At 64.8% G+C, this 18,732-nt stretch carries 20 protein-coding genes; 10 read left to right on the forward strand and 10 right to left on the reverse strand.

All coding sequences use genetic code 11. The annotated features are described in order from the left end of the window. Positions 1-4 precede the first annotated feature (4 nt). Complete coding sequence (locus ACQPYH_RS06110; RefSeq protein ID WP_432887812.1) at positions 5-1,000, forward strand: hypothetical protein; 996 nt, start codon at positions 5-7, stop codon at positions 998-1,000. Between the two features lie 368 nt (positions 1,001-1,368). Further along, on the forward strand, positions 1,369-1,569 hold the full coding sequence (locus tag ACQPYH_RS06115) for a helix-turn-helix transcriptional regulator (RefSeq protein ID WP_432887815.1): 201 nt from the start codon (positions 1,369-1,371) through the stop codon (positions 1,567-1,569). A 537-nt stretch (positions 1,570-2,106) separates the two neighbouring features. Here ACQPYH_RS06115 and ACQPYH_RS06120 read toward each other — a convergent pair. From ACQPYH_RS06120 to ACQPYH_RS06130, 3 genes are all read right to left on the reverse strand, one after another. After that, positions 2,107-2,388: a hypothetical protein gene (locus ACQPYH_RS06120; protein WP_432887818.1), complete on the reverse strand. Its 282-nt coding sequence runs from the start codon at positions 2,386-2,388 to the stop codon at positions 2,107-2,109. Positions 2,389-2,771: 383 nt separating this feature from the next. Continuing rightward, entirely contained in the window at positions 2,772-2,939 is a 168-nt protein-coding gene (locus ACQPYH_RS06125; protein ID WP_432887821.1) for a hypothetical protein, read from the reverse strand. A 180-nt stretch (positions 2,940-3,119) separates the two neighbouring features. Next, positions 3,120-4,070, reverse strand: a complete 951-nt coding sequence (locus ACQPYH_RS06130; RefSeq protein WP_432887824.1) for a phosphotransferase family protein — start codon at positions 4,068-4,070, stop codon at positions 3,120-3,122. 319 nt (positions 4,071-4,389) lie between these two features. Here ACQPYH_RS06130 and ACQPYH_RS06135 point away from each other — a divergent pair, with 319 nt between their 5' ends. Next, the gene (locus ACQPYH_RS06135) at positions 4,390-5,088 is read left to right on the forward strand and encodes an XRE family transcriptional regulator (protein WP_432887827.1); all 699 of its coding nucleotides are present in this window, start codon (positions 4,390-4,392) and stop codon (positions 5,086-5,088) included. A 57-nt stretch (positions 5,089-5,145) separates the two neighbouring features. Here ACQPYH_RS06135 and ACQPYH_RS06140 read toward each other — a convergent pair whose 3' ends face one another. Next, entirely contained in the window at positions 5,146-5,889 is a 744-nt protein-coding gene (locus ACQPYH_RS06140; RefSeq protein WP_432887830.1) for an XRE family transcriptional regulator, read from the reverse strand. 128 nt (positions 5,890-6,017) lie between these two features. Between ACQPYH_RS06140 and ACQPYH_RS06145 the strand changes: the two genes are divergently transcribed. Then, complete coding sequence (locus tag ACQPYH_RS06145; RefSeq protein WP_432887833.1) at positions 6,018-7,424, forward strand: hypothetical protein; 1,407 nt, start codon at positions 6,018-6,020, stop codon at positions 7,422-7,424. 30 nt (positions 7,425-7,454) lie between these two features. Here the strand turns inward: ACQPYH_RS06145 and ACQPYH_RS06150 are convergent, their stop codons facing one another. Continuing rightward, positions 7,455-7,937 (reverse strand): SAM-dependent methyltransferase, encoded by a 483-nt coding sequence (locus ACQPYH_RS06150; protein ID WP_432887836.1) that lies wholly within the window; start codon positions 7,935-7,937, stop codon positions 7,455-7,457. Positions 7,938-7,983: 46 nt separating this feature from the next. Continuing rightward, positions 7,984-9,396: a hypothetical protein gene (locus tag ACQPYH_RS06155; protein WP_432887839.1), complete on the reverse strand. Its 1,413-nt coding sequence runs from the start codon at positions 9,394-9,396 to the stop codon at positions 7,984-7,986. A gap of 96 nt (positions 9,397-9,492) precedes the next feature. Here ACQPYH_RS06155 and ACQPYH_RS06160 point away from each other — a divergent pair, with 96 nt between their 5' ends. The 6 genes from ACQPYH_RS06160 (at position 9,493) to ACQPYH_RS06185 (ending at position 15,180) form a co-directional block, all read left to right on the forward strand. Further along, positions 9,493-10,860 (forward strand): helix-turn-helix domain-containing protein, encoded by a 1,368-nt coding sequence (locus ACQPYH_RS06160; protein WP_432887842.1) that lies wholly within the window; start codon positions 9,493-9,495, stop codon positions 10,858-10,860. A gap of 388 nt (positions 10,861-11,248) precedes the next feature. Next, complete coding sequence (locus ACQPYH_RS06165; RefSeq protein ID WP_432887845.1) at positions 11,249-12,538, forward strand: AlbA family DNA-binding domain-containing protein; 1,290 nt, start codon at positions 11,249-11,251, stop codon at positions 12,536-12,538. Positions 12,539-12,831: 293 nt separating this feature from the next. Then, a complete protein-coding gene (locus ACQPYH_RS06170) occupies positions 12,832-13,152 on the forward strand; it encodes a hypothetical protein (protein ID WP_432887848.1) in 321 nt (106 codons plus the stop codon). A 249-nt stretch (positions 13,153-13,401) separates the two neighbouring features. Further along, positions 13,402-13,680: a hypothetical protein gene (locus tag ACQPYH_RS06175; protein WP_432887851.1), complete on the forward strand. Its 279-nt coding sequence runs from the start codon at positions 13,402-13,404 to the stop codon at positions 13,678-13,680. Between the two features lie 18 nt (positions 13,681-13,698). Next, the gene (locus tag ACQPYH_RS06180) at positions 13,699-13,950 is read left to right on the forward strand and encodes a hypothetical protein (protein ID WP_432887854.1); all 252 of its coding nucleotides are present in this window, start codon (positions 13,699-13,701) and stop codon (positions 13,948-13,950) included. Between the two features lie 555 nt (positions 13,951-14,505). Then, complete coding sequence (locus ACQPYH_RS06185; RefSeq protein WP_432887857.1) at positions 14,506-15,180, forward strand: hypothetical protein; 675 nt, start codon at positions 14,506-14,508, stop codon at positions 15,178-15,180. On the opposite strand, the gene ACQPYH_RS06190 is transcribed toward ACQPYH_RS06185, so the two are convergent. The 4 genes from ACQPYH_RS06190 to ACQPYH_RS06205 all read right to left on the reverse strand — a co-directional run bounded on the left by ACQPYH_RS06190 (position 15,145) and on the right by ACQPYH_RS06205 (position 18,465). After that, entirely contained in the window at positions 15,145-16,119 is a 975-nt protein-coding gene (locus ACQPYH_RS06190; protein WP_432887860.1) for a hypothetical protein, read from the reverse strand. The genes ACQPYH_RS06185 and ACQPYH_RS06190 overlap by 36 nt on opposite strands. Positions 16,120-16,401: 282 nt before the next feature. Further along, entirely contained in the window at positions 16,402-17,322 is a 921-nt protein-coding gene (locus ACQPYH_RS06195) for a hypothetical protein (RefSeq protein WP_432887863.1), read from the reverse strand. An 85-nt stretch (positions 17,323-17,407) separates the two neighbouring features. Continuing rightward, positions 17,408-17,689 (reverse strand): hypothetical protein, encoded by a 282-nt coding sequence (locus ACQPYH_RS06200; protein ID WP_432887866.1) that lies wholly within the window; start codon positions 17,687-17,689, stop codon positions 17,408-17,410. 299 nt (positions 17,690-17,988) lie between these two features. Further along, positions 17,989-18,465, reverse strand: a complete 477-nt coding sequence (locus ACQPYH_RS06205; protein WP_432887869.1) for a hypothetical protein — start codon at positions 18,463-18,465, stop codon at positions 17,989-17,991. Between the last annotated feature and the right edge of the window lie 267 nt (positions 18,466-18,732).

Below are 18,732 nucleotides of genomic sequence, written 5' to 3' on the forward strand. Positions count from 1 at the left end.
ATCGATGGAGCGCCCAAGAGTCACCCCCGAGGATCTGCGCGACGCACTGCATTCGGAGATCCGCAAGCACAGCTCTGGCGTCGAGTGGGTCAAATGGCTCGATGCGTCAGTTGCTCTTCGCAACTACAGCTTCAGGAACGTCGTACTGATCACACTCCAGCTGCCGTACGCAAGCCAAGTCGCCAGATCCGATATCTGGAACAAGCTCGGAAGATCCGTCCAGAACAGTCAGCAGAACCGGGAGATCCGAATCCTGGCGCCCGTCATCCTGGAGCGCGGCCGTCGACTGACCATTGAGGCGAGCCAGCCGGAACTTGAGCTCGAACGTGCCAGGCAAGCGCGCGGTGGCGGTCGGCTGGTCGGATTCAAGGTCGCGGCCGTCTGGGACGTCTCGCAGACTGACGGCCCGATGCTGCCCCAGCCGACCGCGCCGTCCGTCGGCGCATCCACGAGCGAGCTCTGGCGGGCGCTCGCGCACGAGGTCAGTTCGTCCGGGTACAAGCTCGTTGAAACCAACCTTGGCGATGCGACTCTTGAAGGCTTCACCAATTTCCAGAAGCGAACTGTGGTGATCCGACGTGGCCTCGACGAGGTAACCGCTGTTTCTCGGCTTGCCCACGAGGTGGCGCACCTGCGCATGCACGCCCCGAATGAGCTGGCTGCGCCTGCGAGCGTGATGTGCCGCGGGATGCGCGAGATCGATGCAGAGTCGGTCGCCTACCTGCTGATGGCTCATCACGGATGGTCGACCGGCGGATCCTCGTTCCGGTACATCGCCGGCTGGGCCGCTCAGGTGAACAAGCGTGAGCCGGAGAAGGTGATCGAGCGGACGGGCGCGCGTGTGGTGTCCGTTGCACGACGCTTGATCGGTTCAGTTGATCGCCATCTTCGAGGCGGCGGGCCGAGTCCCCAACGGGGGGAGCTGCGCGATCTGTCCCGTGCCACTCTCGCCAACCGCCCCCAGACCGTTGACGGCCCCGTTGCGGGTCCTGAGTTGTGACGGAGCCAGGTTGATGACCAATGCAAGAGTTGCGGCCCTGCGGCGGGCGCGCGAACGTCAGGCGCGCATCGAAGCTGCGACTGCGCGTGCGAGCCGAGCGCAGGTTGCGCTGGAGCGGGCAATCAAGATGAGGCTACTCGCGGCGGAGCGGCACGATGAGCGAGTTCGAGCTGCTGAGGGAACTGCAGCTGCCCAGGCTGCTGAACTCGCGAAGGTCTGCGGTAGCGCTGATGCGGCAGCTGAGATTCTCGGTTGGAGCGTGCGACACGTCCGGAATGTTGTCAAGGCGGAGTATGGGCGTGGAGCGCCCGCACGCCGAGCGTCCAGAACAGCCTCGACGGCTCCTCTGCCTGAGGGAGGAGGCAACCGTGTCGACACCAGAGGCGACTGATCCGTTGTGGGACATTGACGAGGTGTCGGCGTACCTGAAGGTGCCCAAGCGCACCCTCTACCGCTGGCGGACGCACAAGTACGGACCGCAGGGAATCCGCATCGGGCGACACGTGCGCTACCGACGCAGTGTTGTGGTCGAGTGGATTGACCTCATGGAGCACAGCGATGACCAGTAGAGGTCGAATCGAGTGGCTCTAGCGGGGCGTTCGCCGGCGGCCTCGCGGCGCGAGAAATCCCAGCTCGGCGTCGTCATTTGCGCCGAGGATGAGGCCGAGAGCTGCTCGGTACTCCTCACATGGCCACCGCACCGCGCCCCGTTCCAGTTTCGCTATGTAGTGGCCGGTGATTGGGTACCTCTTGGTACTGACCGCGTACAGGAGCTCGCGTATCCGCTGGGCGAGTTCGCTCCGGCTCATCGGTCGCCCTGGCGCGTTGCGCGACACCGTGCGCATTCGCGCGGCGGTCAGGAGATGATTCGCGCCAGACGGATTCTCGGGGTTCACATCCGAAACAGGGCTTGGCTCGTAGTCGGAGCTGTGGACTCTGTATCCGTGCTTCAGATCGCTCCACTCCACTGACGTCCTCCGAGCTATTGAGGCCCTGCCACCGACAGGGGAGACGGTGGCAGGGCCCGGCCCCTCGCCGGGTGCACGACGAGGATTGGAAGGGCGTGACCGACGCGGAAGTGAGGCTCACACGCCGGCCACGCCGGTCTACAGGGGGTACTCGCCGGTGTTAGTGATCGCCGGATCTCCTTCGGGATCGAACGGATCGGGATCCAGCCATCGGATCTCCGATGCGCCGAGGTGGCCGTGGGTCTCCAGGAGCTCGCCGATGCCCGGCCAGAAAGCGATGTATGGGTTGTGGCCGAGCCACTTGACGGCTATCCACTGATGGCCATCCTCATTCGGTGGGAACTCGACCAGTAGGGCAACGACGCCGGTACCGCTGACTCTGGATGGATCTCGATACCGATACAGCTCCCCGCGACGCATCAATTCCGTCTCCCTGATTCGTTCCGGCGGCTGGTCATCGACAGTGACTCAAGACTCAATGCTCCGGCTTGGACAGGAAAACCGTGTCGTCTGACATTTGCGGACATTTGTCGCGCAGCTCAGAGCGTGAACGGTTGGTGGGGTGCCTCGACGCGATCTCCTGGCCTATCGCGATCAACCTGGGCGTCACGAACGGACCCTTGCGGGCGCCGACTCGGTCGTCGGCGGTAGCGGATCCGTGGTCACCCGCAGGCCGGCGAATCGACGTTCCATCGAGGACGCATACCGGTCGGCGAGGCTGGCAGGGGCGGTGTAGCTGGCGACCACGTGTTGCCCGAACCACACTCTGACCCAGTGAAGCGGTTCAAGGCGATCCCCCGGCATCACGCGCCTCGGATTTCGTCGTCGATCGCGGCGACAATCTGTACGTAGGTGCTCGCGGCAACAACAGCCATTACTCCGAAGGCGAGGGTGCTGTTCCAGCTCGGGATGGTGTCCAGCATCGCTGGTATCGCGTCGAGGTGAGCCAGCATGCCCAAGTACTCTTTCACGTATGCCTCCCGTGTGAACCGGGTGAGTCAGGCCCGTGAGACGAGCCACATGCCCGGGTCACAGGTAGCGCGGTGTTGCGCTAGATGACCGAGTGTCGGCGCGTTGACTGCGGTGTGATCAGCCCAGGATGGGGGTCCATGATGGACCCCCATGCGATTGGGCCGCGTGGTACAGACGGACTACTTGAAGCGGTGCCAGGTCGCGTCATCCTTGGCGAAGTAGCTGCGCAAGCGATGGCCGAGCTCCTCCGCAACATCTGGCCGGCCAAGGAGTCTCGCGATCACGCTGGTCACCAGTTGGAGGCCACGCACCTCACGCAAGACTGGCCAATTGGGGGAGGAGAACAGATCGAAGCCGTAAGCGGACGCGAAGTCTTCGTAGTCTCGGCGCGAGTCGGCGAACCGTTCCACGCCATGTGCGGCCGGGACCAAGTCCCACTCTGGAGGTCCGATACGAACTGAGTCCAGGTCGATCAAAACCACGCAATGCGGTGTACTGAGCAAGTTCCCAGCATGTGCGTCCCCGTGAATGACGCTGACCGGCAAGGCCCACTGGGCAGCCGCGACGGCGATACGTAGCTCGGCGCACCGCTGCAGCAGGCGATCGGCGACGCGAATGATTGGCAGATTGAGCTCACGCTTCGCCCAAGCGTGCAGATAGTCCATGGCTTCGCCCGTTGCCTCGGCCACCTTCCGCACGCGATTCTCGCAGCGATCGATCACATCCCATTCGGGGATGGCGAGACCGAGCTGATGGATGGAATGGATGGATCGCAGCGGAGTGGCAAGGTCGACCAGCTGATGCCGGTGACCAGCGGGTTGGGCTAGATAAGTCCATGCCGTTGCGGTCCACGTCGGCGTCTCGATCGGCTTCCTAAGTGTCGGTGCAAGCCGAACGGTCGGTAGATCCAGCTCGGCGAATCGGGTCGCGACCGCGGCGGTTTGGCGGACCTCGTCGAGGTGATCGGCCGGTGCGATTCGCAGTACGACGTCCGCTGCCGGAACGTAGAACACCGCGTTCATGGTGTATCGCAAGAGCCGGGCGCCAGTCGGGTCGATGCCGGCAGCGGCAGCAATCTCATACAGCGCCGTGTCGAGACGATCGCGTTCGTCGCGGCTGAGAGTCGTCACACCGTAGAAGTTAGCCTCCCTAAAGCGTTCAGAACACATTCGCCCACTCCCCGACGCCGGGCGGCCCAGCCCGCCGCGGACGGAGAAGTTCGTCAGTCCTATCGGCGCTACGACGGTGCTTCCGCCACCGCCCCGTGATGAAGCTAGCGGGCGGCCTATCAGTAGCAATCGCAGACACCGATCCTGCCGGCTGTCGAGCACACGCGAGAGCTCGACAAGCAGACATTTATGTACATCTCCATGCTACTGTCCAACAGACATCCATGGACATCTAGCGGCTGGCGGGTTGGGCACAATGAACGAAGTGCTTCGGCGAGCGATGTACGGCGCGAACCTGACTGAGACGGACGTCGCCGCCGTGGTGGCCGTCGATCCGAAGACAGTGCGGAACTGGCTGCACGGCCAGTTGCCGCAAGCTCGCCATCGCGCCGTCCTGACCAAGCTGCTCGGCATCAAGGAGGAGCGGACATGGCCTGAGCTGAATGGAGCTCGTGAGCCCGATCTCGTCGCCGTCTACCCTCGTCGCACGGCGATCATGCCCGAGTTTTGGCTATCGCTCTTCGAGTCTGCCGCCTCAGACATCGGCATCGTCGCCTACGACCCGATGTTTCTTCTGCAGGGCACGAACTTCGTGCAGTGCCTCCGCGAGAAGCGCGCGGCGGGCACTCGAGTCAGAGTGGGTCTGTGGGCTCCGGGGGTGGCGACGGCGGCACTTGGCGACCTCGATGCCGAGACCGAGATGAGAGTCGCGAACGCGCGAAGCGCAGTGTCACTACTGCAGCCACTGTTGCCGTACGACGGATTCGAGATCCGAACGCACGACGTCGTTCTCTACAACTCGCTGTACCGCGCAGACGACCAGCTGCTGGTCAACCAGCACGCCCATGGAATCGCGGCCGCCGAGTCGCCGGTCTTCCACTATCGGCGTGCTCCGGGTGGCCATTTGTTCCGGTCGTATCTCGCCAGTTTCGAGACCATCTGGTCGCAGGCTGAGTCGCTGCCCACTTTCAGACACTGAGCGCTCAGCTGACCTCCGGGATCTGATAACCAGTGTCGTCGGAGATCCGACAGGGCATCATGGCTCTCCGATCGGCAAGGCACTCTCCCAGACTCGCTCGAAACTCTCGAGGTAGTGGCTCGCGAGTTGGCCGCCAGGGATCCTTCGCAGATGCCACGCCGGAGCCTGTGCGGCGGGCAGCCCGTAGATGTGGGTGTTGACCAAGAGGCTGTCATCCGCGCGGAAGATCGAGTTGTAAAGAATCGTGCGGTGGGTCCGAAACTCGACTCCGGGGACTGCAGCCAAGTTGCTGAAGAGGACCATGGAGTTGCGGACCTTTGCAGCTAATGCCTCACCGATGCCCTGCTCCCTTCCGCGCTCTGCGACATGTGGGTCGTCGGGGTCCCCGAGCAGGATCCGCACACTCACGCCGGCCTTTGCCTTCTTGCGGATGAGTCGTTGCAGCTGAGTGCTTTCGGCAACGAACAGACCCGCGTACACGAGTACGCCGATGTCGTTGTCGCCGGACTCGAAGAACGTTCGCCACGCATCCCCCGAAATGTCGGCGAGCTGGGGGTAGACCCGAACGATCTCGCTCTCGGACACCGCTGCGGCGCGCTGACCGGTTACTGCGGTGGGGAACAGGTAGGCCTCGTCCCGCCCGAGCCGTGTGGCCAACCGATGGCGATTGCGGGGGAACGGGATGTAGTCGTGGGCTACCCATCGTTCGACCGTCTTGACGTTGACGCCCAACTCGCCGGCGAGCGCCAGGTAGGTGAGGTTGTGCTCGGCGAGCGCGGCGCGCAGTCGTTCGTTAGCCACGGAGACCAACCTAGGACATTTCCAGGCGTTTCGCCGGGAGGAAAACATCTTCGGACGTCTGTTGATGCCGTGTCGATGTCCTGGGCGGTCACGGCATCCTTCCTCCGACAGAAGGAGGAATCAGCTTCATGGCCGATCGGGAGCCGAACAGGCTACTGCGAAAAGCTCGAGGTCCCATGACACAGCGCCGCCTCGCTGACCTGGTGAGGGCGGAGGTCTACAGAGCCACGGGCGAGGAAAGTGTCATCACCGCGAAGTCCATCTCTGACTGGGAGTGTGGTTTGTACACCTGGCCGCCGGCGTATGTTCGGCAGGCTCTCTGTCGTGTGCTTCAGAAGCCAGAACCCGCCGATCTCGGCTTCTTCAGCAAGCGACGTATCAGCACGCCGCAGGCGCCGGACCACACCTCGCTCGTCGCCCTGTTGGCTGGCCAGTTGCCCTCGGCCCGGTCCAACGCCCTTCGTATCCCTGACGGCCGGTCGTTCTCCGGAGTGGACGTCGAGGCTCATCGTTTCGAGGCAGTGTCGCCGGGGGACGGATGGTTCATGGTCGACCCCGGACCCGATGCCGCGCTGAACCGGCCCGATCGTCGTACGTTTGTGGTGGTCGTTGATGACAAGATGCAGCTCTGCATCATGGACGGACGCCGGTTCGCTGACCGTGTCAGACGCCGAACGGGCCCGCAACCGGTCCCGTCGGCAACCTCGGTAGACGATTTGACGGTTGGAATCATCTGGGCAGTGACAAACACGGACGTGGCGCTGCTGGCTGACGACGGTCACCTCTCGATTCTTCGGGCAGGGCTGGCGCCTTACAACATGCATTGCTTGTCAGATCTGCCGCTGACCGAGGGCTCTACGCTTACCCCGGTCGCCAGCCAGTGGTTGGGGTCCTGGTTCTGCACTCAGCACATCACTCGCAATCTCGAGCGGTTGTCGCGTCAGCCGTACTTATGGACACGGGAGAGAAGCGGCGAGGATGCGACCTCGTGGCTGCTATGGCGACACAGGTTCGAGTACCTTCGTCGTGCCTCGCGCTGGTTCCCGGGTATGCGGCGCGACTTCTACATCCCGGAGACGGATGTTGCGGACTCGCCGACCTACGAGCGGGTTCTGCTCTTGCTGGCGGCCGCGCTGATGGAGGCGTTCGGAATCGCGGCGGCTCTGAGTTCTGAGCGTGAGCCCGCGGAGGTCGAGCCAATCGTGCGCGGCGACGAGTTGAACTTCGCCAAGTGGCTCGGCGCCTCGGGGCTGTGCTGCGTCGATGCGAGCGCACCGTGGTCGGATCGACGGGGGGTGCTAGGCGATGTCGCTGAGCAAGCGCGCGAGCGGTCGTCAGTCACAGCGCAGTCTTCGAAACGCAGGCTAGAGGCGATCGCGAACCATCTGGACGTGTCGTGGTCATGGTTCCAACGGCGATGCGCGGAGCTTGCACTTGAGGGAGTTGATGACATCGCGCATCCGCGTAGTCGGCTGCTTTCGACGCGTGGGTTGAACGTCGCGATTCGATACGTTGCCCACACGAACGATCTTTGAGAAGGCGAGGCGCCCACGTAGCCGTGAGCGCTATTCGGTGGGTGCGAAGTAGTTGACGAGCATGTCGGTGGTCCAGACCGGCTGGTGGGTCGCGCCTCTGGGGCCGAACTCGTCGAACCACGGCTTGATGTCCAGAACGGGAGTACCGTCCACGGCATCGAGATCCTCGACGTGAAGGTCGAGTCCATCGACCTTCAAAAGCCGGCAGCGGGAGATCCCGAGCCAGTTGATCCGGCGCATGTTCCGATGACCAAACGCGCCGACCTGGGGCCAGGCCGGGTTGTCCCTAGGCCGACGGGCGCCCAAGTTCAGATCGCTCTGATCGCTGAGGTGGAAGAAGAACACAACCTCAAGGTGAGAGAAGGCATCCAGCCCGACGGTGGATCGTTCGTCGAACCGCTCGCTGTCGATCCGTAGGATGGAGCGCGTGCCGCCCCAGTTGTCATCGGTAGGTTCGCTTCGGCCGCCGATGACCTGGGCGACGGACTCGACCGCGAGAGTGCGGTGTGTCATAGAAACATCCTTCGATCGACGAGGTTGCTGGCATGGGCGCGGGTGATCACCTCGCCACGGACGCGAGGTAGCGGGACGCTCGATGGTCGAGTTCGGTTGCGGCGGCGATGCGGCGGGCTCGGAACGGCGACAGTGCCGCGCGCATGTCGACGACTGTCTGACGCGTCCGGCCAGAGTGCACACCATCCATGGCGTCGAGAGCCGTCAACCAGGTCGAGCAGGCTTCGTCGATCGCGCCCTGACGAGCCTGAATCGCACCGAGATATCCCAGGGTCACGGCGTGCGTGCGGGTGAAGGTCGCCGCTTTTCGGGTACGCACGCTGTGCCTGAACTGGGATGTCGCCGCGGTCAGATCGCCGAGGTCGCGCAGAGTGCAGGCGGTTTCGTGGGCGAGGCTGGCTTCGCCGAAGAAGAACACCCTGCCGGGTTCGTCATCACCCTCGGTAGCGCTGGCAAGGTTGTCCTCAGCACGCAACAAGGCCTTTGCGGCTGCACTGCCGTCGCCGTCGGCCGCCAGCGCCCGGGCATGGACAACTTCGAGTAACGCCCGTTCACGGGGGCTGGCCAGGGCCGATCGCCGCCCGTCCAACGACGCCTTCGCGAGTTGGACAGCTTGGCGCGGGTGGCCCAGATCGACCGCCTGATGCGCCATCGCACGCAGGACGTGGCCGGCCAGCGGGGGGTCGTCGGCCTCGGCCGCGAGCTGGACGGCGATTGTGAAGTACTTCTGCGCGCTCGCATGCTCGGCATTGTCGAATGCCATCCAGCCACTGAGGTACGCAAGCTCGCCGGCGGTGGAGAACAGATCCCGGCGAATGTCAGTGCTGGAGTGGGCAGCTCTCAGCGCGCTGGCGACGTCCGAGGTCAGGTACTGAGTCACAGCTGTGCGCGCGTGCCCGCCGCCACGGCGCTGATCGATCCGGGTGAACATGTCCGCGATCTCCCGGATCGCTTCCAGGTCACCGGCGCCGATCACCCGGCCGCTCCGGGCAGAGCGCTCGGCTCCACGGCGCGCCATTGTGGCCCACCAAGCCTCCGTGGGCACCGCGAGTGCGGCCACAGAGTAGCCAGCGACTCGCAGGACAGACCGGCGCTCGATGTCCACGTTGCCTCTTCCCAGATCGGCGAGCGTCGTCAGCGTATCTGCGGACCAATCCAGTGCGGCAGGCGGCTGCGGACCGGACAGGCCGATCTCATCGACGGTGACAACGCGGCGGAGGCGGCGGGAAAGGGCCTCAACCAGGATTGCTGGCGCGTCGCCCGAGGGCGTCGACCCCGTGACCCAGTGCGAGACGTGGGACCTGCCCACCGAGATGAGGCGTTCGTTGCCGGCTTCCGCAGCGACACGACCCACCGCCAGCGCGAGTTGGGCATGCGACCAACCTGCCTCCGCGATGACGGCCGCGAGCTTGGTGTTGCGGCGCGGTTCAGCGCTCAACTTTCCCGTTCGCTCGTTCACCGCTTTCACCACTCTCGACGTCCGAACCTGTGTCCCACCCGAGGGAGCCATGGTTCGCTCATCGTATCCAAACCGAGAAGCAGAGGAGGGCGAGAAGTGCACGTGGTACGGCCAGATCCGCAGTGGTGGACCTCGGGGATGCACGGGGGACAGCTGCTGCGGGATCGCCTGGCCGCGCAAGACATCAAGACGTTGTTCTTGTTCCTGAGGGATCGGGGCTACAGCAGGAGCACGCTCGCAGCTGCGTCGGGCCTGACGGAAACCCGAGTGCGAAGCATTTCCCAGGGCAAGCAGTTGGTGACGTCGTACGACGTACTGGTGCGTATAGCGGATGGCTTCGGTATCGACCGCGGGCTGCTGGGCGTGGGGTCTCATGTGCAGAGTGGCGAAGCAAGGACCGATGCCAGACTGCGCGATCCGGGCGCAGCCCCAGGGTTCGTTGGGTCACTTGCTGCCCTGGCGGTTGGCCCGGCTCCAGCTGAGTTGAGCGAGTACGCGACTGCCAAGCATCCGGCCGCGTCCAATCTCCCTGAGCGCGTTACTGCAGCCCACATTGATCTGGTCCGCGCGGTCTGCGATGAACACCGCCAAATCGACGCCACGCGTGGCGGCGGATCCTGCCGGGATTCCGCAGCCAGCTATATCGCGTGGGCCAGCGGCATGTTGGACAGCAGGTTCGAGACGGAACGAACCGAGGTGGACTTCAAGGTCGCGTTGTCCGACATGTACCAGGTCGCTGGGTGGGCGAGTCACGATCTCGGCGACCACGCGGCTGCCCGCCACTACCTGACCGCTGGGCTTGTCCTCGCCCGGGAGGTCAACGAACTTGCCCTGATTGCCGGCGGTTTCTACCGTCTTGGTCGAGTCTCGATCCATCTGGGCCGGGCGCAGGAGGCGCTGCGGCTATGGCAGCTCGGGCAGATCGTTGCCCAGGACAGCGGAAACCTCGCCGCAGTCGCCGTCCTACATGCCAACGAGGCCTGGGCATACGCCATGCTGGGCGCCGCGGACAGAGTGTCGGACTCGCTGGCGCGTGCTCAAGACGAGCTCGGACGTGTCGACGAAGGCAAGGTTCCCTCGTGGGCAAGGTTCTTTCTCGCGCCCGCGGACCTTGATGGAATCTCCGGGGTCATCTATGGCTGCCTCGCCTCACACGTAGAACACAGGAGCCGCTTTGCGGAGCGGGCGATCGATCATGCTGAACGCTCGTACGCGACCAGAGGCGCGGGGGAGGAGCGGAGCCGCACGTTTGACGCGATCAGCATCACCACTGGCTACGTCCTCGACGCCCAGCCGGACCGCGCAGCGGCAGCCGGACATCTGGCCGTCGACATGGCCTCGGCTACCGACTCCGTGCGGGCTGGCGATCGACTGCAGGCAATGGCATCCCTGGCGCGTCCGTACGCTACGCATGACGGGGTGAGCGGGATGCTCGAGCGCGTCGATGCGATGGTCAGCACCTAACTGCCACACCGTGATGAACGTTGTGGTGCGAACAAGACGGCAAGATGTTGGGACAGGCTCGAAGGCTCGACTCCGATTCGCGGAAGGCTCCTGCGTCTGAGGTCCGAGCGGCCGACGGAGGCGGAGTACTCCGCCTCCGTCGGCCGCCGATCCAACTACGGCGATCTCAGCCTTGACAGAGAAGAGACCGTCCTCATGGCTCTAGCGAGGACCACGTCGAGTCGGAGGCGGGTGGCGGTGCGACCATTGTCCGGAAGGCCCGCTGTGAGGAGCGAAAGTGTCAGACGATGAAGCAGCCGTACCGACCTGGCATGTCCCACCATGGGTGCAAGTCCCGCACCTAGAAGCCGTGCTGGGTCGCAGGCTGTCCGACTTGACGTGGGCGGATGTGGAGCAGCTCGTCGCCCAGGGCGTATCCGAAGGCCCGACGCTCGAGTTCAAGGGGGAGCCGTACCGGCGCAACGACGATGGCCGCAAGGAGTTGGCCAAGGACGTCGCGGCTTTCGCAAACGCGAGTGGCGGTCTCGTGATCATCGGCCTGACCGAGGACGAAGCTGGGCGCGCGAACGGCGTGCCGAAGGTTGCCCTGCTTGACGACGAGCGCAATCGGATGCGGCTCGTTCTTTCGAGCAGCGTCGCGCCTTTGATACCTGACCTGCAGATCGGCGAGCTGCGTGATCCCGATGAGCCGGGCACCGGAGTGTTTCTGATCCTGGTACCTGCAAGCGGTGCTGCCCCGCACGGTGTCCAGTACAACCAGCGCTTCTACTGGCCAGTACGGGAGGATCGCACGACACGGCCGATGCATGAGCCGGAACTCGCGTCACGGTACCGCGAAAGGTTCGACGGTGCCGACCGGCAATCGGCACGACTGAACACCGTGAATACAGAAGGGCTCGAACGCCTCCTTCAGCCCGAAGGATGGCTGGCGATGAGTCTTGTGCCAGCCAAGCTCGGACGACTCACGGCAGACCGGGAGAGTTACCGTGGGTGGCTCCGATCGTTCTTCGAGACGAGGCCATGGGGAATCGCAGTCGACTCCGGCCTGGCATTGGGACGGCGGCGGGTCATCTTCACTGACCAGTATCAGTTCCAGGGGGAGAGCCACGACCACCATCTGGAGCTTCATTCCGATGGCTCGGGCTTTGCCGCCATCGCCCTGACTTCCCGCGAGCAGAGCCCCGCAGACGCGGCTCGCCTGGATCACCCGGAAGGAACCCAGTACTTCCACGTTGACAAGGTCGCCGTTTGGTCGTTCGTGTTCCTGGAGGTTCTCGCCGCGCATGCGGTCCGTACGGGCGCGGGTGGCGATCTGGCGATTCGGGCGCAACTCGTCGCAGCTGAGCCGGATCCAGTTGGCTTGGCTAACGAAGCCGGAACGCTTGCCGTCCTCGAAAACGTCCGGGACATCGGGATGGCGCGCGTGGTGCCGGGCAGCCGACTGCTCTCAAGAACCACTTCACTCGACGGGACGGTTCCGGCCAGCATCGTCCTATCGTCGAGCGATTTGGTCGCAGCAGCAGCGGATGTTGCCCAGGAACTGGTCGTCGAGTTCGGCGCAGAGCCCACGCGACCACTGCTCCGTACCGACGGGCGCGTCAACGACATGCCGAGTTGGCCCGCATCCACTCTGAGGCAATGGGCCGCCAGCCACGATCTCTTGGCCTCGGACGTTTAATGCGGTCCGGCCCGCCGGACCGACAGTGCCATGTATGCCAGTTCTACCGCGCCGATGGAGGTCAGTCCTCACCGACGTCGACGGCAATCTCGGCGGACAACCGACCGTGATCGGTTTTTGACGTGACCGAAGCAGGCCCTACTGACCGCCCGGATCGGCCGGCGCCGCCGGACCGTCGGGCAGTCGAGGCGTGGATCGAACACAATCCGGGTGCTCAGGCGCGGTTCAGTACGGTCGTTAGCCCCGTAACTGGCCAGGAGATCCTGGTCGTTAACGTGCCGGAACGAGACGAGATGCACCGGGCACGGCAGGAACTGCTCCAGGTCCTCCAGGGCCCGGAGCAGCTACGCGTTCGTCGCTGGCGACCACCCGCGGAGGAGCTCGACCGGATCATGCGCTGGGCATTGGACACCCTGCTCCCACTCCATGGCGCCAGCACCTCCGTGACGTCAGTAGGCCCGGATCCCGAATCGGGACTGGTCATGATCACGCTCGGCACAGTCGACGCCGCCTACGCAACAGAGCTGGAGACCGCAACCGACGGGCTCGCATTCGTGGCCGTCGACCCCGACCTTCCCGAAGCCCCAGTTGGGCCCCCCAAGCCTGGCGGGTGAGCTGGTCGCCCGACGATTGCTGGGTACTGTGGCTGGCGGAGATGCTGGCACCACCATGATGTGCCTCCATGGAGACCGCAGTTCGGCTCGAGCTGCCTGCGGGTGGTCGATGACGAGCATCGGCATTATGTCTCAGACGGCGCCGATTCGTTGACCGGGCGGGACGCCGTACTGGTCCGCAGCCCATCTCATCGGCGATGATTCTCGACGACCTGACAGTTGGCGTCATCTGGGCCGCGACGAATACAGATGTCGCGCTGCTGGCCGACGATGCACAGTTGGCACACAGTCAAGCAAGGGCTTGCGCACTACGAACGGCGGCGCGCGTCCGACGTACCGCTGACCGAGGTGCCGAGGCTGAATCCGGTCGCTGGCCAGTGGCTGGGGTCTCGATTCTGCGCCCGGCACATCACCCGCAACTTCGATCGGTTATCGGAGCAGCTGTTCTTCTGGACCCGGGAGAGTCGGGGCGAGGAGGCGATGTCCTGGTCGCTGTGGCGGCACAAGTTTGAATACCTCCGTCGTTGATCACGTTGGTTCCCGGAGATGCGCCGAGGGTTATGCATCTCGGAGGCAGATGTCGCGGACTCCCCGAGGTACGAACGAGTCCTGCTGTTGCTCGCGATGGCGTTGATGGAGGCGTTCGGGATCACCGTTGTGCTGAGCCCCGAGCACGCGACGGTCGAGGGATTCGTGCTCGGTAATGAGGCGATCGTCGCGAACTGGCTCGGCGGTTCCGGGCTCTGGCACGTAGATGCGAGCGCGCCGCCGTCCCGAGATCTGTCTTCCGCGACGTAGCCGGCCAGGTGTCCGCCGCCTCAGTGGCCGCGGAGCACGCCTCCGGACGCCGTCTGGAGGCGATCGCCGGCTGTCTGAACATCCCCTGGACTTGGTTCCAGCGCCGATGCGAGGAGCTTTCGGCTGCGGGTATCGACGACCTTGCTAACCCGCGGAGCCGTCGACACGCTCGACCGGGCCCGGCTCGCATCACGTCCGCGTTGCTCCCGCTCGGGTTCGCCGTCTGGGTGCGGGTTCAGGTCATGGGCTCATGCAGGACTGGGAATTTCTGAACCCACACGACGAAGGAAAGCGGTTCGGATTCTCCGACACTCGCCGTCACCCGCTAACAACCAGACACCGACCAGTAGAGACCGCTTGGGACGAATCAGCGCGCTTGCGTCGGCCGAACGGGGGACATCCGTCGTCTTGCTTTGTCATCCGATTACCCGCTTACCAGCTCTCCACGCATGACGGACTCTGTTCCCGGAGGCTCACCACGGCTTTGCTGCCCAGGTCGCGGTCCAGCTCCAACGGCTGCCATGTACGCCAATGCCCAGATTGGGGGACTGAACGGTGACAGACCAGAGCGACAGGGCCATACAGGTGCGTGCCTCCCAGCAGCGCTCGGCCGACGTCCGTCGTGAGATCGATCTCAAATACGGCAGGGCCGAGATCTCGGATCGCGCCGCGGTGACCGTGGCCAGCTGGCATGCCTCGAGTGGCACCGCCCTTGCTGGCTTCGCCTCCGGCGCCCTGGTCGAGGAGCAGGATCTGCTGAACGACATCGCGCGCGTCCGCGTGAAGTGCACGGCGAACGAGAGCACTGCGGACGCCCGGGCGCTGGACATGCTCACCAGCTACGTGCGCAACACCAGCGTCGCGAGTCGGGTACCTACGGCCGGTGGCCGCCCGCTGCTTCTCGTGTTTCTCGTGATCGCCCTGATCTTCGGGCTCGCCTGGGTGTCCAGCCGGCTGGCCCCTGAGCCCACGTCAACCGGGAGCGTAGGAGGAGGCTCAGCCCTCGACGTACGCACCGCCACCTGCTCGGAGGTAATGGCGCTCCCGCAGGTAGCGGACGTCGAGAAGCGGACCCTGAGGACGATGGCCGACAACGAGGGCCTGACAGTGACGACACAGATGCAAAACGCCTTCATCGCCGAGGTCAACTCGCTATGCGGCCGGAACCCAAGCACCGTCTACGCGGTGGCGGCCTCATCCGCCTACGTCGACGTGACCGGGGGCCCGTGAGCGCGGCGGCAATCCCGGCACCTGCCGCCGTAGGCTCCCCGTGGGCCTGCCAAACCGCCCGCCGCCCGGAAAGAGGTCACGGTTCGTTGAGTGTCTGGGCATTGTGGTCGCCGCAACCGGGGAGCTCGGTTTCAGTCGGGCCAGCGGGCGGTCACGTCGGTGAACGTCCGGGCCGGAGAGGAAGTCCTTCAGCCTTAGGGCTGTCGTGTCCTGGACGACCTCGCTGCCGACGCCGAAGGTCGGCGGTAGGTCCCAAGCGTCGGGGTCGATGATGTGGTCTCGCATCGTGCGCCGAATGCGCAGCTCCGCGGCGACGACTTGCTGATGGGGCGCTCGCAAGACCTCGATCGCCTCACAGCCCGCGCTGAGGTGTGCGTGGACGCGGTTCCCGTCGCCGTGGCCGAACTTGAGTAGATCGAGATACCGGATCAGGTAGAGCAGCTGAGGTTGGTCTATCTTCGCACGATGCGTCCGTGAGTCGGCCGCCGGCGGGCAGGTCCGGCACTCCGGGCGAGCCATGCCGATCTTCTGCACCGTCCCGCAGACCTCGTGAGTCGCCCACGTTCCGTGCGACCTGCTGGGATCAGGAGATCCCCATGGCATGCCGGCGCAGTCGCCGGCAAGGACAGTCCAGCCCGGCCGGGTGAACTCATCCTCGCGCTGCGCGAGCCACAACACCGACTGTGCCATCAGTAGTTGCTCTGCGGTGACATCCGCGGCAGGGATTTCGAAGGTCTCCGCGGCAAGAGCGCGGAACGCTGGTTCAGTCTCTGCATGGTCCTCGAGGTTCTGAACGACCGCCTTACCCGGCGACGTGCGACTGTCCAGGCAAATCGGGCACCGCGTGCGCCATCCCGGGCGGCATGCCCGCGTGGACCGACACGATCTGCATTCCCAGATTACGATGGGCGCCCCGCCAGGTCTGTCCTCGACGATCACGATCGAGTCCTCCACCAGCCGCGCACAGTCTCGGCAGTGGCACATCCACGCGATGTCCGGTCCACGCGAACCTGTGTTCGCCCGTGCTGGTAGCGGGATCTGGCAGTTCGCGCACCGCTTAGGCAGCCTGGACATGAAACCTCTCTACACCGACACCAGGCCAATATCGGCACCGCCTACTGCACACCGTCATCGACGATCGCTCCCGCGTCGCCTTCGCCGAGATCCACACCGACGAGAAACAGGCCCGGCCCGTCGGCCGCCGAGGACTGGACCGCTGGTCTATTCGCTGAGTTCTTTGCTGGTGCGCACTGCGTCGGCGAGGGTTGGTTGGACGAGTAGTTGGTCGAGCAGGCACCAGACGCGGCCGGTGGCGTAGGTGCCCTTGGTGCTGATCGCTGGAATCGGGATGTCGGGGCCCAGGTCGTAGACGATGTGCGGCCCGTCCTCTGCGGGTGTGACTGCCGGCCAGCGGTCGCTCAGGTGCGGGACGACCTCGAAGCGCTCGACGCGATTGACCTGCCGCACCCGACCTCCCCACCGGAAGCAAAGCAGGTTCGGCGCCCTCTTCGGCCACGTGTTGTTTCCCCCGAACGGATGAAAGTAGACCCGTTCGTGCAGGACGTAGTCCCGAAAGGTCATGCCGCCGAAAAGGGTGTCGGAGACAACGACGCAGAACACCCACTGGCTGTCGTACGGCCTCGTCGAGGTTGCCCTGCCCATGTAGGCCTCCAGTTCTTCCAGCCAGAGCCGCTCCCGGCCGTGGGCGGTGCCCAGGCTGGTCCGGATCGCGGCCCGGACAGTGTCCCAGGGGACATGTCGCACCGGGATTCCGTCGAGGTCCGGCGGGAGCTGATCGCGGGCCCACCGTTGCGAGGAGTCCGACATGCTCACCAGCAGGCGGTGCTCGAACCCGTCGAAGCGCCCCCGGTACTTGGTGAGCTGTTCCTCGCCCGGCACCAGCCAGCCCTGCTTGGCCTCGATCACAACCTTGGTCGCCGGGGCGGTCAGCTCGATGTCGGTCCGGCCCTGCGCGTCGGCGACCTCCAGTGCCACGGCGACCTGGTCCGCGTTGACCTCGAGGCAGAGCTGCTCGGCGACGACGCCGAGCATGGTCGGCGAGTGCGCCAGGACCCAGCCGAGCGCCGCCGTCAGGTCGACCTCGTTACGACCGAGCAGGTCGAAGACTGATCCCGCACCCATGCCGTACCTGCTCAACACAGGGATCCCAAGGCCCGAACTGCGGTTCGAACGGACGCCGTGGGTGCTGGTGTTGGTCACCGCGATCTCACAGGCCTGTCGCGCCGAGGGCGGCCTCTAGGTCGCGGAACTCGTCGCGCTGCTTTCTGCGGAAGTGCAACTGGCACCTGGCACCGTCCTTGGTCGTGATGACGAGGTTGCCGTTGACCAGCGCGCTGGCCTTCTTGAACGTGACCGCCTCCAGGTCGTCGCGGGTGAGGACGAGCGGCCCGTCGCCGTGCGCGTGTCCGCGCGGCGCCACTCGAGAGGCGGTCGTCGTACCCGTGACTGTCAGGGTCGGGTCGTTCCAGTCGAGAAGTGGCGCATTCACCAGGGCCACGATCGAGTACCCCACAGCGCGATCGCTGCGGTCGCTGCGAGCAACAGGACCAGAACGCCAAGAATGCCGCCCCCAGCGCCCGGTTGCCCGGGCCGCCCGGCTCTACCTCGCCCACCACAACCGCCTCCCGTGACACCACCCCCGAGGTCCATCTCGGATGCTGCCAACCGAATCGCCAAGTTGGAAGGAGATACCAACCCCGGCGGCGAATTCTGCAGGTTGTTGCCACGTCAGGCTGCCCTGGGTGACGCTGCGGTGATCAGCAGTTTGCCGTTGTCAGCCGCTGGCGTTCAGTCCTTCCAGTGCCAGTCCTGGATCGTGACATCGGTGGAAGCGGCGGAGATCTTCGTGATCAGGACCCCGGTCAGGTGACGGTCCTTCGAGTTTCCCCAGGTGACACACAGTTGCATCGGTGGCCGGAGGGTAGTCCACTGGAACGTCTTCTCGTCGTAGTCGTCCGCCGACTCGCATCGTTCGTAGGCGTTGGAACCGAAGACGGGGTTTGTGCTGACGCTGGCGGCCTCCGTTGCGCCGGTGAAGGTTATCGCTTGCCGGGTTACGCGCGCCGTCGGCGCCATCTCGTCGCCCGGGACCAGCGAACGATTCGTGCCGAACTTCAGCGTCAACGGCCGGGCGGGACCGACGGTGACGTCCTTGTCGCCGGCGAGGTGCAGTGAGCGGTCGTCGGACTCCCGCTGCGGCTCGTGCTTCCAGGGATTCGCGTGGTAGACGATGACCGCAGCGGTGACGAGGACGAGCACAAACATCAAGAAGCACCCGAAACCCGGGCCTTGGTCCCCGCCTGCACGCCGTCGCTCAGCCGCTTTGCGGTTGAGATTGGCGAGCTCCCACTTCGCGTTTGAACGGTCTTGCCACGACTGGTTTCCGGACATGCACTCACCTCTCGACGATGACTCTCCTTGCTCACCTCATCGATCCGGCCGCTGAGCTAGGTGCCGGTCACCACATTCGAGATCTCGAACGACGAGCCCCAAACCCTGATGAGCTGGCCGCCGCAGCTGTTGTTCTGCGTG

It is taken from the genome of Kribbella sp. CA-245084 (assembly GCF_050942355.1).
GTDB lineage: Bacteria > Actinomycetota > Actinomycetes > Propionibacteriales > Kribbellaceae > Kribbella.